Origin of the sequence: Paenibacillus paludis (genome assembly GCF_042610515.1) — a bacterium.
Lineage (GTDB): Bacteria > Bacillota > Bacilli > Paenibacillales > Paenibacillaceae > Paenibacillus_AQ.
The window spans coordinates 227,749-248,814 of sequence record NZ_JBGJZP010000005.1 but is presented as its reverse complement, the minus strand read 5'-3'; the positions used below and the strand labels follow the sequence as shown (position 1 = coordinate 248,814).

Genomic DNA, 21,066 nt, shown 5'->3' with positions numbered 1-21,066 from the left:
TCAAGGAAGAATAGAGAGAGTTTTGGAGCTTACACCATAAAACACCATCGAACGCCAAATTTGTCCACAAATTGGACCATACATGGACTAAAAAATACCGGACCTATGGGCGTAATTGTGGTACTTTCATCCTTCATGATCTGATAGGCCTCCCGCAGAACTGTTTCGTTATCAAAGGTAGCGACCAGCTCTAAGATAGAATCGGATGAATGTTCTTTGTTGCCGCCGTAGTCGCTGAACATAACCCGTTGGCCGAGAATATGCATTTCCGCGTGAATGACAAATTTCTGGGGCTCCTTGTCGGGATCATACATGATGGAATCTGTAGTGGCGTTAAAAGCCTTTTGATAAAGTTCGATAGCTTTGCAGCAATCACCATTCAGATATAATTGTGGATTTAGCATACATTCTCTCCTTTAAGGGATTTATATTAAACGGGTAACAGTTTGAAGAAAGCTGATGCCAGTTTACCCGGTGATAATAAGTTATATTTTACCACCCGTCAATGAACTAATTATCGTTTTCTGATACCTGTGTTGCGGGGGAATCGGCTATCGCCGAGCCATCCGTTTTGAGCTGACCCTGGAAATGTGGGATAATAAGTTACAATGATTGGAGAGGTGAGAATTTAGATGACCTATTCGTTCGCAATTGGACCTATAGAGCTGCAGGAATTTGACAGTGAAGATGAATTGATAAACAAATGCAAGGAATGGAATCTCTTGTCGAGTACAGCAACACGGGTGAAGACCTATCAGTACAAGAGAAACGGCATCACGCTGCCTTGTGAGATTGTGGGGTACGTCGATAGTATGACTGTAGTGATACAGTTTGAGAATAAGCAGCAGCACTGCATTCACCCTGCTTATTTAAAGGAGATGCAGACCTCCGGTTTTGGACAAAAATCAGCAGCAGGTGCTGAAGTCGAGGTGACAGAGGGAGCGGGTGAAGCTGGCAATGAAGCGGTAAGTGAAGAAACCGTAATTGAACCAGCGGCAATCGAACCAACACCACTTCCGCCGGCTGCCGGTGTGAAGACTGAGGAAAAGCCACAAGAACCCTTGAAGAAACAGGAGAAAACGAAAAAGAAAGCAGCGCTTGAACTGCCTGAAGAGAAATTGCAAATGTCCGCTACAGTCAAAGAGTTTACCACCGTGCCCAACCACTTTTCAGATAATGATGATGAAGTCATTATTTATGATGAGGTAGCTATAGAAGGCCACGAGCTGGAGCTCGGGGAAGTTTGGTCCAGCCACAGCGCCACATTGAAGAAACTTGAACTTGCGGTCGGGGATAAAGTTTCTTTTGAAGCAAAGGTGGTTGCCAAGAAGCTCACCCAGCATCCTGTAAAGTATAAGATCAACAACCCTTCGAAACTGAAGAAAATAACAGAATAAACAGGACCTTTAGCAGCAGGAGGACTGGGACGCTTATAAGTGACAATTTTGAAAACACGCCTGCTCTTAATCGGTACAGATAGTCTCCCAAGCTGCTGAATGGTATGATAGGAAGTGGGGTGAATTGGACAATGAATAATGAGACAACGAATGAACCAACAAACGAGGAAGTAGAAGGCAATCAGGAGAATATGTCTGCCGAGAATTGGTCCGAGCTTCTGAACGCTGTTCATCATAACGGCCTCGTAGCTTTGAAAATGAGCTTTAATGAAGTGGAAGGACAAGTGTCGCAGCTAGAGGCTTACGGTGCGGTGTTTGTATACCGTGTTAAGGATGCGTCGAACAATGACTATTTCTGCGGGTTTTTCCTTCGCGAGCTGATCGCAAGATTTCAGTCGGGTAATGATCCTGCGATCTGGATGGCTTCTTTCTTCCACGAGCTGATGAAGACTCCAGGAGGCAAGGATCTTCCCAAACCGCCTGCAAACGAGGAAGAAGCAAAAGCAGTCATCGACAACGTGTTGGTTCCGCAATGCATCGAAGCTATTCGTGAAGAATTTGCTCCTGAGCAAATTCACGCGGGGCTTGCCTTGAACCCGGAGCATGGCCCGGTCCTGGAAGCCGGATTCCCGGCCATTACTGATGGCCCTAACGTTTGCGCGATTCCGCTACATTTCTTGCTAACCCATTTGCAGCTGAACCGTGATCCGTCCGAGCTGCTGATTACAGGCATGTACAATATCCGTAAAGAGCATGGATTGGACTAAAATGTGAAAAGCATGAAACCATACAAAAGCAACCCTGCCACCAGGCGGGGTTGCTTTTGTATTTTACAGTACATACTTCAGAGCCTTTAGCGGGACCGAGAAGAGCGTAGTTGCCGCAGAGGCAATTGGCTGACTATAAAATATAAGGTCAGTCCAATTAAGACTGCATAGTACGGTATGAAGTAATACAAGCTGTATTCATTCACGTAGCTGGTCAGGAATAAAAAGTGCAGGCTTGTTAAGAACATATAATCTCCAGTCATTCTTAGATGGTAATAAGGATAGGCCATCAGGAAGAAGCTGAATACATAAAAGCATAAGAGCAGAAAGGTGCTGAGCGTTCTGCGGATCAGGAAACTGACTAGCAATAAGAGCGATGTCACGATAATGAATAGGGAATACACGATCACCGGCTTTTCCAGTCCATCGTCATAATAATATAAATAGAGCGTTGTCGTATCTTTATTATGATAGAGGATATTGGAGAAATCATGTTCCAGCGAGACGGTGAGATTACCGTAATTATTGGAAGTAAGAAACGCATAAGCAAGGTAAGCGACTGTGAGCAGAGCAATCAACAGATTGATCGGGTAAGGCCGTTTATCTTCTAACTCTGCCATAGGTAACATTATCCAGAGTCTCCCATCCATTTGTTTAATATATGTTGTGAATCAATGAATTCATATTACATATATTGGTATATCATTATAATCATTTTAGTGTAGCGAATAAAATCACAAACCATAAGCCCGAACCGCAGCTTGTTCCTGCTCATATGTTGAATGGACGACAGGAGAGGGGAGAACGGCCTTGGGAAAAGCAGCTGATCCATACGGCGTTTCAATCATCGTGTGCACCAACCGCCCGCAATTTTTTGATAATCTGTTAGGCAGCTTTAGAAGTCAGCAATACAAAACGAAAGAATTAATCATTATACTTAACAGAAACAGCATGAATCTGAAGCAGTATCAAAGTAAAATACGCGCCTATCCCAATATCTCGGTGTATAAGGTACCCGAAAAAACTTCGCTCGGACAATGTCTAAACTGTGGGATTGCCAAAGCCCGTTTCCCGTTTATCGCCAAGTTTGATGATGATGATTACTACTCCCAGTACTATTTGAAGGAACAGATGAATGCGCTCAAGCGTACCAAAAGTGATATCGTAGGAAAACATGCTTGTCTTGTGTATCTGTCAGGCACCAAACGGCTCATCATCAGATCGCCCAGAGAAAAGAATAAAGCTGCGGATTTTGTGCAGGGGGGAACGCTGCTGTTCAGCAGACAAGTGACGAGGCAGGTGCGTTTTTCGGATCGTTCGCTGGGGGAAGATGTTGCTTTTTTACGCAGATGCAGCGCCAAAGGGTATCGTACCTATGCCACATCCCCGTATAACTATGTTTATATGCGCAGAGAAAACAAGGGCAGCCACACGTGGAAAGTGGGAGACCGCTTTTATCTTAAAGGAAGTATACCTGTCGCCGTGACCGACAATTACCGGGCAATCGCAAAACGGAAAGTGTAGAAGTGGAGTTGAGGGGGGGACAACCACAGGTGGTTAATCCCCAACCTTTCACAAACAATAATGGCATCAGTGTTCGGAGGCTTTTCTTGCCCGGATAAATAAAAATTGCGGTTTGCGCAGCAGCTTCTCATATGACTGAGGCAGCGCTTGTTTGAATTCTTCCGCCGGCATAGGCTCCAGCAGCTCTTCGAGTATAAAGCCAGCGTGAAGTACAGCGGACATAATCGCATTAAGAGGCCGTCTGTAGAACTGAACCTTCACTTTGACGTGATTGACATCCCAATCATCTTCCAGCAATTCAGTCAGGAAGTAATTCTCCCGTTGAAATACGGTAAAATCCATAAACGGATGATGAACGGAAAAAACGAGGAACCCGCCCGGTTTCAGGATTCTATGGAATTCACGCATAACGAGTGTCCAGTCTTTCAGATAATGCAATGCCAACGAGGAAATCACCAGGTCAGTGGAGTCATCCCCGATAAAATCAAGGGGCTCATTCAGGTCCGCACAGACAAGTTTGGCCCGGTCGCCAACTCTTCTCCGGGTCATTTCGATCATTTTGGGGCTGAAATCGAGCGCGGTAACGGAAGCACCTTTGCCAAGCAGCCAATCACTATACCAGCCAGCCGCGCATCCTGCATCCACTACGCATTTGCCCTCCACATCCGGCAGCAGGGATAAGGTAGCTGGCCGTTCATAGTAAGCATTATAAGGTTTTTTGTCCACAAAGTTGAGATAGTATTCTGCCATTTCTTCATAAGAATCCAGCGAAACCGACTCCTTGTGCATGCTGATCCCCCTTTTCCCATTTAACCTTCCTGTAGCAACCTTTGAAGTTCTTCTTCGTCACAGCCCGATACCAGCAGCTCTAGATGTTGAAACAGCTTGTGCTCATCCCAGTTCCACCACTGCACTTTGGACAGCAGCCCGATCAGCTTATCACTGAAGCGTTTTCGAATTAAACGGGCGGGATTACCGCCGACAATGGAATAAGGTTCTACATTTTTTGTTACGGTTGAATTGGAAGCGATGATGGCGCCGTCCCCAATCGTGATCCCCGGCATAATTGTAACCTGCTGGCCAATCCAGACATCATTGCCAATTACGGTATTTCCTTTAAAAGGCAGCTGGTCCAGCGTAGGTGTCACCTTTTCCCAGCCGCCGCCAAAAATATTAAAGGGATAGCTTGTTAATCCATCCATGCGGTGATTGGCACCGTTCATAATGAACGTAACACCTTCTGCAATGGCGCAGAATTTGCCAATGATCAGTTTGTCGCCCAAAAATTCATAATGGTGCAGAATGTGTTCATAGAAATGCTCCGGGCTGTCGTTATTGTCACTGTAGTAGGTATAGTCACCGATTTCCACATTTGCCCTGGCTGGCAGATTGCGGATATAGCATACAGTTTTAATATTCTCATTGGGGTACAGCTTGTTTTTATCCGGCCCGACCATCATGGCTTTCACCTCGCGAGTTATATTTATGGAATATTGAAGCAGGGGGAAGCGAAACTCCGCAGTCATTCTATTCTTACTATTTTATGGCAGTCCGTCAAGTTGGAGAGGCTTATACGAAAAAAGCAACTCCTCCAACCCGGCAGGAATTGCTTTTTGTGTTGCAGCTTATCGGTTACAGTGCTTTATCGTCGATGGAATTTAACCAGCCTTCAATCTCTCCGATGACGGAGCTGACACAACCATCCTCGAATGGTGAGATCAGACCGGCAAGCTGGGCCAGCTGGACAAAAGATTGGCTTCCCCCGGCCTCACAGAGGCGCAAATAATCGCTCCAGGCAGATTTGAAATCTTCATTTGAACGTTTCCAGAACTGGAAAGCGCAGAGCTGGGCCAGCGTATAGTCGATATAATAGAACGGTGAGCGGAAGATATGCCCTTGCTTATGCCAGAACCCGCCTTGTTCCAGATAAGCGTTGCCGTCATAATCGCGGTGCGGCAAATATTTCTTCTCAATTGCCCGCCAAGCCTGCTTGCGCTCAAGCGGTGTGGCCTCTGGATTCTCATAGACAAAATGCTGGAATTCATCCACAGAAACACCATAGGGAATGAACTCCAATCCGGATGCCAGATGGTTGAAGCGGTATTTGTCGGCATCCTGCTCAAAGAACAGGTCCATCCACGGCCAGGCAAAAAACTCCATGCTCATTGAGTGAATTTCCGCCGCTTCCGAAGTCGGGAACTCATATTCAGGCAACAGCATATTACGGCTTGAATAGACCTGGAAGGCATGGCCCACTTCATGGGTCAGCACATCAATATCTCCTGCCGTTCCGTTGAAATTGGAGAAAATGAACGGGGCCTGATACTGGCTCAGATAGGTACAGTATCCGCCGAATTGTTTGCCTTTTTTGCTTGTCAGATCCATGAGCTCGTTGTTCTTCATAAAAGTGAAAAATTCATCCGTTTCCGGAGAAAGCTCTTTGTACATCTTTGCACCGTTGGCCACAATCCACTCGGGATCGCCTTTGGGTTCAGCATTGCCTGTATTGAAGTTAAAGCCTTCATCGTAATACTTCAGGGCATCCAGACCCAGACGTTCGGATTGGCGCTGCTTCAGCTTCAGGGAGACGGGAACGATATGCTCCAGCACCTGCTTACGGAAATTGGCGACCATCCCGGCGTTATAGTCGGTACGCATCATCCGGTCATAACCGAGTTCTACAAAGCTGGCGTAACCCAGCTTCTTGGCTATGCGGGTACGAACCTTAACGAGCTCGTCGTAAATACGGTCGAATTCGGCCTCATGTGCGGCCATAAATTCATTTTTGGCCAGATAAGCACGTTTGCGCGTATCGCGGTCTGTTGCCGTTTCAAACGGTGTCAATTGGGACAAGGTGCGTTCTTCCCCATCGAACTGGATCTTGGCGGAAGCGATCACCTGAGAGTATTCGGTGGAGAGCTTGTTCTCCAGCTGCAGATCCTCAATAATTTCCGGACTGAAAATCCGGAGCGAAATTTCAGCCAGCTGGAGCAGCTGCGGGCTCCATTCCTTCTCAATTTCAGCTCTGAATTTGGAGTTTACGAGCGCTTTGTAGTATTCAGTTATGTATTCCTGGACAATGGGGCTGATCTCATCTACGTAATCCTGTTCTGCCTTGTAGAATTCATCCTCAGTGTTGATGGAATGCCGGATGTAGACGAGGCTTGTCATGGTTTCAAAAGAACTGCGGAGTTTGTTCAGCGCAAGGATTGCGGCCTTTTGTTCCTCCCAGTTATCCGCTTCGAGACCTTTTAACAGCGCTGTGAACTCCAGTTTGAACTTGTTTGCGTCGGGGCGTTCATAAGGGTATTCTGTAAATTTCATGAAATCATCAACATCCTTTCTCTACCATATGCACTATATTATATACGCTGGAGCCTCAGAAAAACAAAAAAAATAATGTTCGGAGACCTTGAATTAATTTGGACGGGTGGTATTGACTCTCCTCTTAGAGGAGGCCCTAAACTAAGTTTTGAAAGGAGCGGGTTCAGTTGCTTTATAGCGTAAAGGAGACAGCCGCACTATCCAAGGTAACCGTCAAAACTCTGCATCACTATCACAAAATCGGCTTGCTGATGCCGTGTGAGATCAGTAAAGCGGGGTACCGTTTGTATGGGACGGAGGAGCTGGAACGGCTGCAACAGATTATTTTCCAGCACAAGCGCAGTAGAGTGATTTCCAAACGGACAGCAGAGCTGTACACACCGATATTCCGCCAAGCACGTTTAAGTGTTTGGCGGTTTTTGGTGATAAGGTGCAAATCTATTTTTTTGTCACGGAAATCCATATGCATCCATGTTATCATCGGTTCAGCAAAGGAGTGCTGATGTTGAAGACGAAGTTGATCCCACCACCAGGAAAGTTAATTCGGGTTAAAGGCAAACAGATGCATATCAGAATAAGTGGGTTACCAGGAGGTAAGACCGTTGTTTTCGATCATGGCTGCGGCTACGGATCTTATTCGGATACATGGTCACTAGTTGAGGAGAAAGTAGCGCCATTTGCACAGACTGTTGTTTACGATCGGGCGGGGTATGGTTGGAGTGAGAAGGGATCCGTTCCTAGAAACAATGAGGAAGCTGTTGAAGACTTGCACGAGCTGCTTCAGGCAGCAGGCGTTCGACAACCTTTTATCTATGTGGGCCATTCCTATGGTGGTGTAAATGCGCGTCTTTATGCGGAGCGCTATCAGGAAAATCTGGCTGGCATCGTGCTTGCTGATGCGAGTCACGAAGATGAGCTGACAGACCGGTTCCCAAGAGAACATGTGAAGGGCCAAAAGTCGGGAATTTTGATGTTTCGGATGCTGTATTGGTTGACTAGAGCAGGTATTCTGAAATGGCTACTGCAGCGGAACAAGCTGAAGGATTTTGAAGCTCTGTTGAAGCATTTCCCTGAGCCTATAGCGGAACGGATGAGACTAATGACGCCGCAGAGAGCGACAGGGTTGGCAGTATATCAGGAATTCAAAAATTTACAGCTTGGCTATGATGCCGTCCGGAATAAAAGTCTTCCTGCAGGATTGCCCTTACTTGTGCTGAAAAGTGGCAAAGTGGAGCATTTAGAGAAACTTCCGTCAGGGATAGCCGATAAAATAACAAGTTGTTTATTGGATGTAGCTGAAGAAATGTCCCAGTTGTCTGACCAGGGCGAACTGGTCGTTGTGGAAGACAGCGGACATAATATTCATATCGAACGACCCGATGCCGTAGCTCAAGGAATCCGTCAAATGCTTTAAAAACCGTGTTTCCGAACATATGCAACCTGTGGTTGACAGATTGTTAACGTCGCTTGGTAGTCAGGAACATGCCGGTTTAATACGATAAGCTTGAGGTGATGATGATGGATTTTGCGGATAAATTACAAGGCTACAGAAAACAAAGGGGGATGTCCCAAGAAAATTTGGCGGAGGTCATCGGTGTGTCGCGGCAAGCCGTATCTAAGTGGGAATCGGGTCAGTCGTATCCGGAAATGGATAAGATGATTGCCTTAAGCGAGTTCTTTGGTGTAAGTATGGACCATATGGTTAAGGAAGTTTCAGGTAATCAGGAAACAGTCCCGCCACTCGATGCTGGGAACTTCCACGCTGATGTAACTGCAAAGTATCATTATGAATACAAGAGCAAACGAACGTTGTTAGGGATTCCGCTGGTGCATATTAATGTCGGACGCGGAATTTATGTCGCCAAGGGAGTTCTGGCTATTGGGAATATTGCCGTTGGCGGTTTGTCAGTCGGAATCCTCTCGCTTGGCGGCCTATGCTTCGGCGCACTTGCAGGGGGGATGATCAGTATTGCCGGGCTGGCTCTTGGCTTGTTGTTGGCCATAGGCGGACTGGCCGCAGGAATTATCGCTATAGGAGGGCTTGCCGCTGGAATCTTCGCCATCGGCGGGCTGTCCATCGGAATGTTCTCGCTCGGCGGCTGTGCGGTTGCCTCGCGGATCGCCATCGGGGGTTATGCAAGCGGGCATATTGCGATCGGCGACGTGGCCAAGGGGGCGTATACGATCTTGGTCGAACAGGATCATTTCAGCAGCATTCAGGCTGAGCAAGTGAGGGGACTGATTAATCAGGAGTACCCGCGCCTGTGGAAGCCAGTGGCAGAAGGGATCATAGCTATATTCGAATAGAAGCTAGTGTAGTATCCAGCCGCTGATCACTGACAGGAAACTTTCTAACCAGCTTCCGGAGCGCATGGCTGTGACGATGTACTCCGGGGGGATTTCTGCAGGAAGGCTGGCAACCCTGTTACAATTTGGTATACTGAGCCTATTATTACAACTTCCTATGCAACCAGAGTTTGGCAGATGAAGTATGTTTCGCATAGAGATCTAATGTGTTATGGGGGAAATGGGATTGAAGAAGGCTGTTTTGTGTTCAATATTGTTCATGTTTATAATGGGTAGCTTGATTCCCGGGGTGGGGGCAGCTGCGAATTCCGTCTATCCGAGTGATAATGGGCCCCGGCAATCCAGTTATGCTGCACCGTTAGCCAAGCCGGAGTTGAAGTGGGCGGTTCCGTTCACAGGAGAAATTAAGCAGGTGGTTATTGATTCAGCAGGTATTTTGTATGTTCTGTCCGAAGGAGTGCGGGTAGTGAAATTAACGTCACTCCGGGCAAGCGGCGAGATCCTCTGGTCCAAGGAAATAAAGGGCGTAGAGGCGAATGCACTCAACCTGTCCAACGATAAGTTTCTGATCGTATCAAGCTCGCTCGACGGCCGGGAGCTGACGGATTCTTCTAGGCTGAACGACAGAACGGCGATTGTATCCAAATACACTATCGCCGGAGAGCTGCTTTGGGAAAATACATACGAATATGTAATGAGACTCGGCAATATCACCGTAGGCGATGACGGCTATGTGGCGCTTGCGCTATCGTACTTTACTCAAGCAAGCGGATCGAAGAGATATACGGAACATGTGAAGCTGATCGGCATGAATGCGAGTGGTGAAACCAAGTTCAACAACACAATGGTTTCGGACACGGAGACGGTCCCTGTAAATTTCTCTGCTCCTCTAATTGTGAAGGACAACGTATACTTGTCGATATCCAAGGGATTCATGAGACCTTATAGTTCAAGAGCGATGATCGCCGAATTCACGGATGCCCAATTTTTAAAGATCAGCAAGCAGGGGGAATTGTTGTCCAGCACAAAGTATAAAGGCATTAGTCCGTATGCTCCTGTCTATTACAACAACAATTTCTATGTGAGCGGTGAACCCTATGGCGGGGACAACAACTTGTATATTATCAATACCGCCGGGAAGATCACCAAGACCATCAGCGTAGAAGCGGGCCATATCGGCAACCAGATTCCGGCTTCCATCAGCACGGATGGGCATATTGTTTTTGCACAGCATGTGTACAGTCCTGCCGGCAAGCTGCTCTGGAGTTTTCAGCCGACTGTCAAAGGCAAGGTTTACCGCTTTTATCCTTATTCCGTACCTGGCCTCACCCTTGACAGCAGCCAGAATATTGTATTTAGCGGCTATGATAGTCTATACGGTGGCGCTTACATTAGCTCCATCAATATGAAGACTAAAAAGATCAACTGGAGTTTGCCCATTAACACAGACGCACGGTCTCCAATCATCATTGGCAAGGACGGAACGATATATGTATGGGGGAATAAGGTGTATGCATACGGCAAGAAAGCTTCGTAAGTAAGCTGAACCTTGAACAGTTATTCCAAAACGGCAGAAATGCCGTTTTTTTGTTGCCCGCGTCCCCGGATAAGCACGCATTTTCCAGCTGGTGAAGGCCGTGGCGCGGGAGGGGGCAATCCTTTGTGCAGTGGGATTTCTGAGCAGGCCAAGCCCCTGAGCAGGTCAAGCCGCGCGCAAGTTAAATCCCCTGCGTAAACCAACCCCTGGGCAGGCCAATCCCGCCCAAACCAAGCCTCTGAGCAGGTCAAGCCGCGAGCAAGCCAATCCCCAGCGTAAACCAACTGGCATAGCAGGATAAGCTCCGCCCAAGCCAATCCAGCACAGGCCAATCCCGCTCAAGGCAATCCCCCGCGTAGGCTGCGGACTGTATAGCTCTTATTTATGCGTATCTGTTCATTTCAGCGGGTTCGCGGACCGTATAGCCGTTATTATGCTTCAGCATCATGTTTATAGAGGTGATTTGTGCAAATAGCTGCATTCCAGTCCGCAAGGTGGCTTAATGAGGCGGATTCATGTGAATAAGGGCGCCTCGGTCCGCAACATTTCCTCCGCACTCAACCTCTGCCCCCAACACTCTGCCCCCAACACTCTGCCCCCAACACTCTGCCCCAATCACTCTGCCCCCAATCACTCTGCCCTCAATAACTCTATCTCCAATTACGATGTTCGTGGCGCTATGTGCTTGTCTCGCCTTCAGATGCGGATCGTGCGGATCAGGTCGATGAACAAGCCGATCAGCGGGGAATAGTGGCGGTCGCGATTATAGGAATAGAAGATATGCCGCTGAAAATTGTAATCCGGAATAGTCCGCATCATTAATTTTCCCCTCGCCACCTCATCCTCCACGGCAAGCCGCGAAATAAAAGACACATGTCTGCCGCCCATAAGCGATTGCTTGATCGCCTCCAGTGAATCGAGCAGGATATGGGCTCTTGGCGTTACGCCGGATCGTTCAAACCATTTGTTGGTCAACTGGCGTGTGCTCGATTCCATATCATGCAGAATAAAATGGGCCGACGCGATCTCGGACGGACTAAGCCTGGTCTGAGCCGCAAATTCATGCGTGGGGGCGAACACCAGTACAAGCTCATCTTCGCATAAGGACTGGCTGTGCAGAGTCGGCACATAAAAGGATTCCGTGGACAATATGCCCAGATCAATTTCATGGTTCACCAGCATCTCTTTAATTACAGGGGAGGGCTTAACCGATAACGAAATCGTTGTTCCCGGATGCTGCTCTCCGAACTGGCCCAGGATTTGGGGGAGAATATACGTGGCCGGCACATAACTTGCGCCGATTTTGAGCGTGCCGCGGCCTGCATTACTGAACTCCTTCACTACCCGCTCGGCCTCTGCGGCCAGGGCATTGATTTTGACGGCATAATGAAGAAACGCCTTGCCGCTTTCCGTCAGGATCATTTTATCCATTCTCGACTCAAAAAGCTTCTCCCCGAGCTGCTGCTCCAAATTCTTCAAATGATAAGTCACTGTAGGCTGCTTCAGTCCCAGTTCTTCGGCTACTGTCGTGATTTTCCTGTGTTTATGGAGCAGTTCTACGATCTGCAGCTTAATCAAATTCAGGTTCATTTCTATTCACTCCCTCGTCTGCTAGCTAAACGATAACATAGAAAAATTCTATGAATGTTAAAATAAATCGGTGAAAAAGTTAATATCGGCGTTACACCCGGCAAATATTGCGGGAATTGTTTGCCTATAAACTAAGGACATGTTCATAGCAATCCTACTTTAGTGCAGTCATTATCTCTTTATAAGTTAAGAACAGGCAGGTACATGAGAATGAAGCAGCTTATCATTAGCGGACTGGAAAAGAAATTCGGTGACGTGCATGCCCTGAAGCCTGCCGATCTGACCATTGCGGCAGGAAGCTTTACCACGTTGCTTGGGCCTTCGGGCTGCGGTAAAACCACCCTGCTTCGTCTGCTAGCAGGACTGGAAACACCGGATGCCGGAGAAATTGTGGCTGACGGGGAACTTATTTTCTCCAGCAGCCGGAAGATCAGCCAGCCGATTCACCGCCGGAATTTCGGAATGGTCTTTCAGGATTTTGCGCTTTGGCCGCATCTGAGTGTCTTTGAGAATGTAGCGTTTGGGCTGCGGGCATCGCGGCAGAAGAAGGAGCTGCGCAGCCGGGTGCAGGAAGCGCTGCGCAGCGTAAGGCTGGAAGGACTGGAGCTGCGGTTTCCCCATCAGCTGTCCGGCGGGCAGCAGCAGCGGGTCGCTTTTGCCAGAGCGGTGGTGACCCGGCCCCGGCTGGTGCTGTTCGATGAACCACTCAGTGCGCTGGATGCCGTCCTCCGGGATGAGATGCGGCTGGAGCTGCTCTCCCTGGTGAAGGACATGGGCATCACGGCATTGTACGTGACACATGACCAGACCGAAGCGATGTCCATGTCGGATGAGGTGGTTGTCATGCATGGCGGAAGCATCCTACAGACCGGTGCCCCCGAGGAAATTTACAAGAAGCCGGCAGAGCCTTTTGTTGCCCGCTTTATCGGCAGGTCAAACTGGATTGTCCCCGGGAAGCAAATGCTTCGTCCGGAGCAACTACGCTGGATCGACAGGGAGGGAACCTCTCAGGCATTTACCGGAATTATCCGGCATGTCAGCTATATGGGTGACCGCTATGAGGTCATTCTGGAGATGCAGGGAATGGGCACCTGGACGGCCTATCATTCACACCGCTTAACGGTGGGTGAGAGCATTCAGGTCTACGCCTCACAGGAGCACATTCACCATCTGAACTAATCACAATTATTATTAGGAGGTCTTCCCTTGAATTTCATTAAAAAAAGCAAACTAGGTTCCGTTCTTTTGACTGCCGTACTAAGCATCAGCCTGGCTGGCTGCGGTTCCTCCAATACACCTGAGGCTAACGCTAAAGCGAACGACAGCAAGACCAAAAACAATAATACTCCTTCTGCTACTGAACAAGCCTCACCACCGGCAGAGAATACGCTTAGCGGCAGTCTTGTGGTATACAGCGCTGGACCTGAGGGACTGGCGAATAAAATCAAAGAAGGGTTCGAAGCGAAGACCGGAGTCAAAGTGGAAATGTTCCAGGGCACCACAGGCAAGATTCTTGCTCGGATGGAGGCGGAGAAATCCAACCCGGTGGTCGATGTGGTGGTTCTTGCCTCCCTGCCTTCCATGCAGGGCATGAAAAACGACGGATTATTGCTTCCTTATCAAGAAGCGGTGAATGCCGGCAAACTTGTCAGTGACTGGTCGGATGCGGAAGGGAATTACTTCAGCTACAGTGCGTCCGCACTGGGAATTGTCTATAACACCAAGAAAGTAACCACACCGCCGGCTTCCTGGGCTGACCTGGGCCAGCCGGAATGGAAGGGCGTGGTCAACATCCCCGATCCTTCGCTCTCCGGCTCGGCACTGGATTTCATGACCGGTTACCTGAGTGCTCAGGGAGACAGCGGCTGGGATCTGTTCAAGCAATATAAAGCAAATGGGGTGGCGATGGCAGGGGCGAATCAGGAAGCACTGGATCCGGTAATTACCGGTGCCAAATCCGTGGTTGCCGCAGGGGTAGATTATATGGCCTACAAAGCCAAAGCGGATGGAGAGCCGGTGGATATCGTGTATCCGGCTGAAGGCACAGTGATCAGCCCGCGTCCGGCGGCCATTATTAAGACGAGTGCAAATGTGGACAACGCCAAAGCATTTATTGATTATCTGCTTTCTGATGAAGCCCAGGCACTCGTAGCCAAGGCGTACCTGCTGCCGGGAAGAAGCGATGTGAAGGCGGAGAACCGCGCCAATCTGGATGAAATCAAAACCTTTGACGTGAATTGGGATTGGATGAACGAACATGGCGATGAAGTGTCCACAACATTTACGGATTTGTTCAAATAAGCGGAATGAAAATTAACGCTTTACGCTCATTTAAGTGGGTGAGCAGCAGCCTTGCTTTGTGTATACTGACCATTCTGGTGCTGCTGCCGCTGCTTCTGATCTTCTGGACCAGCATTTATTCTGGTCAAAAACTCGATATCACCGCGCCGCTCAGGACCATTACCGGAAACAGCGGGCTAATGAAGGTGCTGCTGAATTCTCTGGGTCTTGGAGCAAGCGTAGTCGCCTTGACTACAGTGTTCGCCTTGCCGCTGGCCTGGATTATGGCCAAGAGTGACATCGGGCGCCACGCCTGGCTGGATGTTGTCCTGCTGATTCCGTTCATGACGCCGCCTTACATCGGTTCCATGGGGTGGATGTTATTTATGCAAACTGGTGGCTATATGGAGCAGGTTCTTCCGTCTTCTGCAGCGCTGACCCCTTATTTCTTCAGCTATGGGGGGATGGTGCTGATTATGAGCCTGCATCTGTTTCCTTTCCTCTATCTGCTGCTGCGCAATGCACTGCTGCAGATCGGGGGCGGTTTGGAGGAAGCGGCTTCGGTTCACGGCGCTCCATTCTTTTACAAGGTTAGAAGAGTTATTGTGCCCTTGCTGTTATCGAGTTACGGGCTTGGTGTGCTGCTGATCTTTGTTAAGACGATTGCTGAATTTGGGACACCTGCGACCTTCGGGCGCAAAATCGGGTTTTATGTTCTGACCTCGGAAATTCACAAATATATTTCCAGCTGGCCGATTGATTTCGGCAAAGCGACTTCACTGGCCAGCCTGCTGCTCGGAGTCTGCCTGATCCTCTGGTATATCCAGACGATCATCAGCAGCCGCTATTCTTACCGCCTGGTGGGCGGGAAAGGGATACGCAGCAAGCATTACGCCGCAAAGGGAGCCTTGGGCTTCTTCAGCTGGGGGTATATTGTGCTGCTGCTGCTCGCTTCCGTCGGAGTCCCGTATTTCTCCATTATTACCGCATCATTATTGAAGCTGCGCGGAGAGGGGCTGTCGTGGGGGAACCTGACGTTAAGTCATTATGCTGAGCTGCTCTCTCCAGGCTCACCAGGCCTGCAGGCACTGATCAACAGCTTCAGCCTGGCGATTGTTGCTTCGAGCATCGCAGTAATTCTTGGTACATGGCTCGCGCTGATCATTGGCAAGGGCACAGCATGGCGGCAAAAATGGACCGATCTGTTCAGCCTGCTGCCGAACACCGTTCCGGGCATTGTCCTTGTCGTTGGGCTGATCCTCCTGTGGAATGCCCGCTGGATGCCGGTCCCGCTCTATAACACCTATGGGATGGTCGTGCTGACCTATGTCGTGCTGTTCCTTCCCTACACCGTGCAGTATGTCAAAGCCAGCTACGGGCAGATTGATTCCTCCCTGATGCAGGCGGGGCAGGTATTTGGCGGAAGCAAGACTTACGTGTTCCGCCGTATCCTGCTGCCGCTCATTCTTCCCGGAATGGCGGCTGGCTGGATGATGACCTTCACCATCTCCGGCCGTGAATTGGTGGCCTCGCTGCTGATTCTGCCGCCGTCGATGCAGACGTCGGCGACTTATATCTTTGCCCAGTTTGAACAAGGTGCAGTGGCGATGGGCATGGCAATGGCCGTAATCTCCGTAGGCGTTACAACTGCATTGCTGCTTGTAATTCAATACTTAAGTCCAGACAGAAAGCGGAGACAACTATGACCAAGCTGACCATATGGGGGGGCGCCGGGGAGCATGGGCGCTCCTCCTACCTTTTACAGGGTAAGGAAGCCTGTATTTTGCTCGATTGTGGTGTGAAGAAGGAAGGGAAAGGAGAGTATCCGCTGCTGGATGCCGCGGTTATTCCGCAGCTTCAAGCGGTCTTTCTATCCCATGCCCATGAGGACCATTCGATGGCCCTTCCGCTGCTTTATAAATATGGCTATAAGGGGAAAGTATGGACAACACGCGATACCGTCAGGCAGCTGCCCGGCTATTTCGAGGCGTGGAGCCGGTATGCGGCCGCTGAGTCAGCCAGGCTGCCTTATGGAGATGAAGACAAGCAGGCGATGGAATTTATGTTTCTGGACGAGCAGGCCGGACCCCGCAGCTGGCTCAACGTTGCACCCGGCCTGCGTGTGCAGTGGGGACGAACCGGACATCTGGCTGGTGCGGTATGGCTTGCCCTGGAGTGGGAGGGGAAGACGGTCTACTTCTCCGGTGATTACACCGAGGAGTCGCAGCTGCTGGCAGTGGACCGGCCACAGGCGCTGTTCTTGTCCGGGCCTGAGGCAGGCAGGGAGCAAGGAGACGCCGATCTGGCCATCATCGACGCCGCCTACGGAGCGGATCCCGAAGAGCAGCATGTGAAATTGCTGCAGCTGGAGACTGCGATCCGGGATACTTTAGAAGGCGGCGGCTGTGTGCTGCTGCCGATGCCGCTGCAAGGCCGGGGCCAGGAGCTGCTCATCTGGGCTGCTGAGCGGTTTCCACAAGCGCAGCTTGTGGTGGAAGAAGCTCTGCTGGCTCCGCTCCGAGCGTTGCGAACCCGTTCAGCTTGGCTGAGAGATGAGGCTTCCGGCTGCATTGAACAGCTCCTGAACAGCAGGAACTTGGAAGCAGTCTCCAGTCCTTCCGAGCGGAAGGAGGCACTGCGGCAGCGGAAGAATAAGATAATCTTCACGAACGACGCACTGCTCCAGTCGCCTACAGCCCAGTGGTATTACCGGCAGCTGCTTGATGTTCCCGGCAGCCATGTGATTTTTACAGGCCATTTGCCTGAAGGCAGCTTTGGCCGCAACCTGCTTGGGCAGCAAGGCAGCGGCAGCTGCATGGTTTCACTGATCCGCTACAAGGTGCATCAAGGCCTTCCTGACATCCGCCGGATGCTGCGGGCTGTTCCAAGCCACCGCACAGTGCTGGTTCATGCCCCTAAGAAGCAGACGGATCAGGTGCTTTCCATCCTGGAGGAAGAAGGGTTTACGGGACTGTATTCTCTGCTTCCCGGGGACAGTATCTCCTTCTGATGCACCCGAATACCTCCTTTCAGACAGCAAGCCAGCTCGACATCTGAGCTGGCTTGCTGTCTGTTTGCTGTTTATCTACTAAACCCAGCGGTCCGCAAAAGGGCGGTTCAATGGGTTATTCAAATAGCTGCTGTTATTCCGTGACCAGAACCCGTGGTGAAGTGCTGCGGATAACGCTGGAGGCGATCCAGCAGCCGAGACCGGCCACGGTTATACTAAGCAAAGCGAGGAAGGAGATGCCAGCCCACTGCATTAGGAGCGGCAGCTTGACAATACCATAGGAGGAGAGCAGCCCTCTTAATATGCCGGGGAGGAGGAATACCCCGCAGCCGATGCCGAGAACCGCCCCGGCCGCGGACAGCGCTACAATGCTCCAGGTTACTGCACCCCGGATGTTATTCGAAGTCATCCCGATGGATTTGTAGATGCCATAGGTCTTGGTTTCCTTGCGGATATGAATCCGGCAGGTACTGTAAATAATGAGGCAGGTGACCAGCAGAAACAGCAGGCTCAGAATGCTCATCGGAATGATCAGGACCGCCGTAGCTTCCTTGAATACCGAATCGAGCAGGGTTTGCTGTTTGATGGCCTGAATTCCAGGGCCATATTTGTCATTCAGCTGCTGCACTATCTTTTCTGCATCATCGTCGTTTATTAAATTCAAGTAAGCTGTATCAGGGTGAAACTGGGTGAGCGCATCCGAGGTTATTCTGGCCTGATTGGACATATTGGCAATCGACTGATAAATGCCGGTCACTGTGAAGGTATGCTGCTCTCCTTCAACATACAGCTCGATAACATCCCCCAGCTCTTTCCCGAGCTGCCTGGAGATGTTGATGCCGATGGATATTTCATTCCGGTTGGCCGGATTTCTGCCGTTTAAGGAGGCGAAGCCCACCTCATCCAGACTTCCTTCTACGGCATTAAGGGGAATGCTGAGGGATTGTGAAGCATCGTCCACCTTCCCGGAGCTTCGCATGGTTTCCGCAGACACAACGCCGATGGATTGGCCCGCCCAGTTAAGGTTCAGGATAGCGGGATCGGCCTTAACCTCGGCATTCAGAGCTTCACGGTCGAAATCCGCTTCGTTCACGACCATGACAACAATATCAGAGGCATCATAACCCCAGAGCGGCGAGGTTTTCTGCATTTGATAGATGCTGTTCAAGAGGACGAAGCCGAATACCAGCACTGACGTAGTAACGGTGGTCAGAATAAGCATCAGGATAGAGCCCTTAAGATTTTTGGTTACATTTCTCAGCCCGATGACAGCAGGAACCGGCCAGCGCTCAAACTCGCGGCCCCGCTTTCCCCGGCCATTCCAACGTTTGCCAAGGCTGCTGTGCGAAGCTTCAGACATGCCATAACGAATGGCCTGCATCGGCTGGATGGAACGGGTTTTGCTGGCATAAATCCACACGCATACAAGAATCAGCAGCAGCATCCCTGCTCCGACCATCCAATCAGTCCAAGCTCCCTGGAGCCGGATCGAGGAATGATCTGTTTTTAAGAAGGATAGAGACTGTTCAATAATAACTCCCGATAGAAAGCGGCTGATCCATAGCCCGGGCAGGATGGACAGCAGTGCAAGAAAACTGTACTGGGCAACGTAGGTGCCAATAATCTGCCTTGAAGTCAGACCCATGGATTTGAAAATCCCAATGGTTTTGTAATTGGCCAGAATTGCATCCGAAATCGTAAAGCTGATCGTAAACAAGGCAACCAGCATCATTACAATGCCAAGGAAGCTCATGACAAAACCGATGATCTTATTCATGATAAAGTAGAAAGCTGAAATTTGCTCATAGCTGTTCATCTCTTCCATAAATGGAGTGCCCAGAAATTTCTCGAACCGTTCCCAATAATCAGCACGCTGGCTGTAGTCAGCGAAACGGAGTCCCAGAATATATGAATCTGTGTCTTGAACAGAGCTTAGATCCTGCTGGTAGTCGCTGCTGTTCATCCAGATCCGCGCTGTTGTGGAAAAGGGCCCTCCCAGCGGAAGGTCGATCACGACAGCAGATACAGTTAAGCTAAGAGGAGTATTACCTGTCTTGAACTGAAGCTCGTCACCAATGGAAACATCATATTTATAGGCGAGTGAGGTTGGAATCCAAATCGTACCCTGTTCAGGATGAGCAGTCTCCGGTCCTTGGGCAAATACAAGCTCATCTGTGCCAAAAGGCCGGTCCGGTGTATTCATCATATACAAATACAGGTTGGGGATATCTTCTCCGCGGTGTTTAACTCCTGCCAAAGGCTTGTAAGGCAGCAGCACGGATGCCGTTACGCCATCCTGCTGGGACCACCACTGGGCTGACTTCTGCGGATTGTGAAGACCTCTGCTGAACATTAATAGTTCATGGGAGCCTTTAGTGTCGCGATGCAGGCTTTCGTAAAGATCTTCCGAGTTGGAAATAACGGTTATCGCGGTGTTCGTCAGCAGCGTGGACAGCAGAATAAGCAGCGCAATCAGACTGTTCTGAACTTTGCGTTTCCTCAGATTCCCCCAGCAAATCGTCATTATTGCATGCATTACGTATGGCTCCCTTCACGGGAGATGTAGGAGAAGATGAGGGACTCTCTGTCCTGCAGCTGATCAGGGGTAAAAGCACCAAGCTCCAGCACGCCGCCAACCTGACCATCGCGGATAAAAATCAGCCGGTTCGCACGGCAGGCCGATTTGATATCATGAGTGACCATGACGATGGATTGTCCCTCGGCATTCATGCTTGTCAAAATATCGAGTACCGCAACGCCCTGATCATAATTCAGGCTTCCTGTCGGCTCATCTGCAAAAATGATCTCAGGCGTATTGATTAATGCCCTCGCAATAGCAGCTCTTTGCTGCTGGCCCCCGGACACCTCAGCTGGCAGCCGGTGCTGCTGCTCTTCAATGCTCATGGCCTTCATCAGCGACAAGGCTTTCTGCTTCACTTCACGCCGTGGTCTTGCTGCAACATAGCCGGGTAAAGCGATATTTTCCAGCAGTGTCAGATCGGGCACAAGATTGCTGCTCTGATAGATATATCCGATTTTCCTAGCCCTCAGCCAAGAAAGCTCCTTCTCGGAGAAGCTGTCCATACGCTGCTGGCTGAAATGGACTTCACCTGCGGTGACCGTGTCCAAACCGCTAAGCAAGTAGAGCAGCGTTGATTTTCCCGACCCGGAATCTCCCATAATTACGGTGAAATCCCCTTGGTAGATGTCCAAATCAATATTTCGGATGGCGTGGAATTGCTCGCTGCCGGTGGAATAGGTTTTACACAGGTTTTTGGTATGAAGTATCGCGGTTTTCGGCATGCATAAATCCCTCCAGTTATCATTTTC

At 49.8% G+C, this 21,066-nt stretch carries 18 protein-coding genes and 1 pseudogene; 11 read left to right on the top strand and 8 right to left on the bottom strand.

From position 1 onward, the window contains the following. Positions 1 to 29 precede the first annotated feature (29 nt). On the bottom strand, positions 30 to 404 hold the full coding sequence (locus ACAN56_RS11955) for a VOC family protein (protein WP_038589217.1): 375 nt from the start codon (positions 402 to 404) through the stop codon (positions 30 to 32). Between the two features lie 228 nt (positions 405 to 632). Between ACAN56_RS11955 and ACAN56_RS11950 the strand changes: the two genes are divergently transcribed. Beyond that, positions 633 to 1,397 (top strand): hypothetical protein, encoded by a 765-nt coding sequence (locus ACAN56_RS11950; RefSeq protein WP_379142972.1) that lies wholly within the window; start codon positions 633 to 635, stop codon positions 1,395 to 1,397. A gap of 131 nt (positions 1,398 to 1,528) precedes the next feature. Beyond that, positions 1,529 to 2,164, top strand: coding sequence for a hypothetical protein (locus ACAN56_RS11945; RefSeq protein ID WP_038589222.1), 636 nt, complete (start codon positions 1,529 to 1,531; stop codon positions 2,162 to 2,164). A gap of 86 nt (positions 2,165 to 2,250) precedes the next feature. Here ACAN56_RS11945 and ACAN56_RS11940 read toward each other — a convergent pair whose 3' ends face one another. Further along, the gene (locus ACAN56_RS11940; protein WP_038589224.1) at positions 2,251 to 2,793 is read right to left on the bottom strand and encodes a hypothetical protein; all 543 of its coding nucleotides are present in this window, start codon (positions 2,791 to 2,793) and stop codon (positions 2,251 to 2,253) included. Between the two features lie 181 nt (positions 2,794 to 2,974). On the opposite strand from ACAN56_RS11940, the gene ACAN56_RS11935 reads away from it, so the two are divergent. Further along, positions 2,975 to 3,688, top strand: a complete 714-nt coding sequence (locus tag ACAN56_RS11935) for a glycosyltransferase family 2 protein (protein ID WP_379142969.1) — start codon at positions 2,975 to 2,977, stop codon at positions 3,686 to 3,688. A gap of 66 nt (positions 3,689 to 3,754) precedes the next feature. Here ACAN56_RS11935 and ACAN56_RS11930 read toward each other — a convergent pair whose 3' ends face one another. From ACAN56_RS11930 to ACAN56_RS11920, 3 genes are all read right to left on the bottom strand, one after another. After that, positions 3,755 to 4,477, bottom strand: a complete 723-nt coding sequence (locus tag ACAN56_RS11930; protein WP_379142967.1) for a class I SAM-dependent methyltransferase — start codon at positions 4,475 to 4,477, stop codon at positions 3,755 to 3,757. Between the two features lie 20 nt (positions 4,478 to 4,497). After that, the gene (locus ACAN56_RS11925) at positions 4,498 to 5,148 is read right to left on the bottom strand and encodes a Vat family streptogramin A O-acetyltransferase (protein ID WP_379142965.1); all 651 of its coding nucleotides are present in this window, start codon (positions 5,146 to 5,148) and stop codon (positions 4,498 to 4,500) included. A gap of 172 nt (positions 5,149 to 5,320) precedes the next feature. Further along, positions 5,321 to 7,012 (bottom strand): M3 family oligoendopeptidase, encoded by a 1,692-nt coding sequence (locus tag ACAN56_RS11920; RefSeq protein ID WP_038589234.1) that lies wholly within the window; start codon positions 7,010 to 7,012, stop codon positions 5,321 to 5,323. A 167-nt stretch (positions 7,013 to 7,179) separates the two neighbouring features. Between ACAN56_RS11920 and ACAN56_RS11915 the strand changes: the two are divergent. The 4 genes and pseudogenes from ACAN56_RS11915 to ACAN56_RS11900 all read left to right on the top strand — a co-directional run. After that, a pseudogene (locus ACAN56_RS11915) lies at positions 7,180 to 7,341 on the top strand (MerR family DNA-binding transcriptional regulator); the annotation flags it as partial. A 173-nt stretch (positions 7,342 to 7,514) separates the two neighbouring features. Next, positions 7,515 to 8,426 (top strand): alpha/beta fold hydrolase, encoded by a 912-nt coding sequence (locus tag ACAN56_RS11910; protein ID WP_379142962.1) that lies wholly within the window; start codon positions 7,515 to 7,517, stop codon positions 8,424 to 8,426. A gap of 98 nt (positions 8,427 to 8,524) precedes the next feature. Next, on the top strand, positions 8,525 to 9,319 hold the full coding sequence (locus tag ACAN56_RS11905; RefSeq protein WP_379142960.1) for a helix-turn-helix transcriptional regulator: 795 nt from the start codon (positions 8,525 to 8,527) through the stop codon (positions 9,317 to 9,319). Positions 9,320 to 9,545: 226 nt separating this feature from the next. Next, positions 9,546 to 10,856: a hypothetical protein gene (locus ACAN56_RS11900; protein ID WP_379142958.1), complete on the top strand. Its 1,311-nt coding sequence runs from the start codon at positions 9,546 to 9,548 to the stop codon at positions 10,854 to 10,856. A 696-nt stretch (positions 10,857 to 11,552) separates the two neighbouring features. Here the strand turns inward: ACAN56_RS11900 and ACAN56_RS11895 are convergent. Continuing rightward, the gene (locus ACAN56_RS11895; protein ID WP_038589250.1) at positions 11,553 to 12,446 is read right to left on the bottom strand and encodes a LysR family transcriptional regulator; all 894 of its coding nucleotides are present in this window, start codon (positions 12,444 to 12,446) and stop codon (positions 11,553 to 11,555) included. Positions 12,447 to 12,656: 210 nt separating this feature from the next. Between ACAN56_RS11895 and ACAN56_RS11890 the strand changes: the two genes are divergently transcribed. From ACAN56_RS11890 to ACAN56_RS11875, 4 genes are read left to right on the top strand one after another with little or no spacing between them, the layout of a single operon-like run. Continuing rightward, positions 12,657 to 13,625 (top strand): ABC transporter ATP-binding protein, encoded by a 969-nt coding sequence (locus ACAN56_RS11890; RefSeq protein ID WP_038589253.1) that lies wholly within the window; start codon positions 12,657 to 12,659, stop codon positions 13,623 to 13,625. Positions 13,626 to 13,652: 27 nt separating this feature from the next. After that, positions 13,653 to 14,747: an ABC transporter substrate-binding protein gene (locus ACAN56_RS11885; protein ID WP_379142955.1), complete on the top strand. Its 1,095-nt coding sequence runs from the start codon at positions 13,653 to 13,655 to the stop codon at positions 14,745 to 14,747. A 5-nt stretch (positions 14,748 to 14,752) separates the two neighbouring features. Further along, positions 14,753 to 16,432 carry an ABC transporter permease gene (locus ACAN56_RS11880; RefSeq protein WP_379142953.1) on the top strand — a complete coding sequence of 560 codons (1,680 nt, stop codon included), beginning with the start codon at positions 14,753 to 14,755 and terminating at the stop codon, positions 16,430 to 16,432. Continuing rightward, the gene (locus ACAN56_RS11875; RefSeq protein ID WP_379142951.1) at positions 16,429 to 17,736 is read left to right on the top strand and encodes an MBL fold metallo-hydrolase; all 1,308 of its coding nucleotides are present in this window, start codon (positions 16,429 to 16,431) and stop codon (positions 17,734 to 17,736) included. The genes ACAN56_RS11880 and ACAN56_RS11875 overlap by 4 nt, the downstream gene beginning before the upstream one ends. Before the next feature lie 133 nt (positions 17,737 to 17,869). Here ACAN56_RS11875 and ACAN56_RS11870 read toward each other — a convergent pair whose 3' ends face one another. Beyond that, positions 17,870 to 20,272: an ABC transporter permease gene (locus ACAN56_RS11870; RefSeq protein ID WP_379142949.1), complete on the bottom strand. Its 2,403-nt coding sequence runs from the start codon at positions 20,270 to 20,272 to the stop codon at positions 17,870 to 17,872. Continuing rightward, positions 20,272 to 21,039 (bottom strand): ABC transporter ATP-binding protein, encoded by a 768-nt coding sequence (locus ACAN56_RS11865; protein WP_379142947.1) that lies wholly within the window; start codon positions 21,037 to 21,039, stop codon positions 20,272 to 20,274. Before ACAN56_RS11865 ends, ACAN56_RS11870 begins: the two co-directional genes overlap by 1 nt. Positions 21,040 to 21,066: the final 27 nt, after the last annotated feature.

Bases quoted from the DNA above. Each gene is read 5' to 3' on its own strand.
- ACAN56_RS11955 (WP_038589217.1), bottom strand. From the start codon at position 404: ATGCTAAATCCACAATTATATCTGAATGGTGATTGCTGCAAAGCTATC.
- ACAN56_RS11950 (WP_379142972.1), top strand. From the start codon at position 633: ATGACCTATTCGTTCGCAATTGGACCTATAGAGCTGCAGGAATTTGAC.
- ACAN56_RS11945 (WP_038589222.1), top strand. From the start codon at position 1,529: ATGAATAATGAGACAACGAATGAACCAACAAACGAGGAAGTAGAAGGC.
- ACAN56_RS11940 (WP_038589224.1), bottom strand. From the start codon at position 2,793: ATGTTACCTATGGCAGAGTTAGAAGATAAACGGCCTTACCCGATCAAT.
- ACAN56_RS11930 (WP_379142967.1), bottom strand. From the start codon at position 4,477: ATGCACAAGGAGTCGGTTTCGCTGGATTCTTATGAAGAAATGGCAGAA.
- ACAN56_RS11925 (WP_379142965.1), bottom strand. From the start codon at position 5,148: ATGATGGTCGGGCCGGATAAAAACAAGCTGTACCCCAATGAGAATATT.
- ACAN56_RS11920 (WP_038589234.1), bottom strand. From the start codon at position 7,012: ATGAAATTTACAGAATACCCTTATGAACGCCCCGACGCAAACAAGTTC.
- ACAN56_RS11910 (WP_379142962.1), top strand. From the start codon at position 7,515: ATGTTGAAGACGAAGTTGATCCCACCACCAGGAAAGTTAATTCGGGTT.
- ACAN56_RS11905 (WP_379142960.1), top strand. From the start codon at position 8,525: ATGATGATGGATTTTGCGGATAAATTACAAGGCTACAGAAAACAAAGG.
- ACAN56_RS11895 (WP_038589250.1), bottom strand. From the start codon at position 12,446: ATGAACCTGAATTTGATTAAGCTGCAGATCGTAGAACTGCTCCATAAA.
- ACAN56_RS11890 (WP_038589253.1), top strand. From the start codon at position 12,657: ATGAAGCAGCTTATCATTAGCGGACTGGAAAAGAAATTCGGTGACGTG.
- ACAN56_RS11880 (WP_379142953.1), top strand. From the start codon at position 14,753: ATGAAAATTAACGCTTTACGCTCATTTAAGTGGGTGAGCAGCAGCCTT.
- ACAN56_RS11875 (WP_379142951.1), top strand. From the start codon at position 16,429: ATGACCAAGCTGACCATATGGGGGGGCGCCGGGGAGCATGGGCGCTCC.
- ACAN56_RS11870 (WP_379142949.1), bottom strand. From the start codon at position 20,272: ATGCATGCAATAATGACGATTTGCTGGGGGAATCTGAGGAAACGCAAA.
- ACAN56_RS11865 (WP_379142947.1), bottom strand. From the start codon at position 21,039: ATGCCGAAAACCGCGATACTTCATACCAAAAACCTGTGTAAAACCTAT.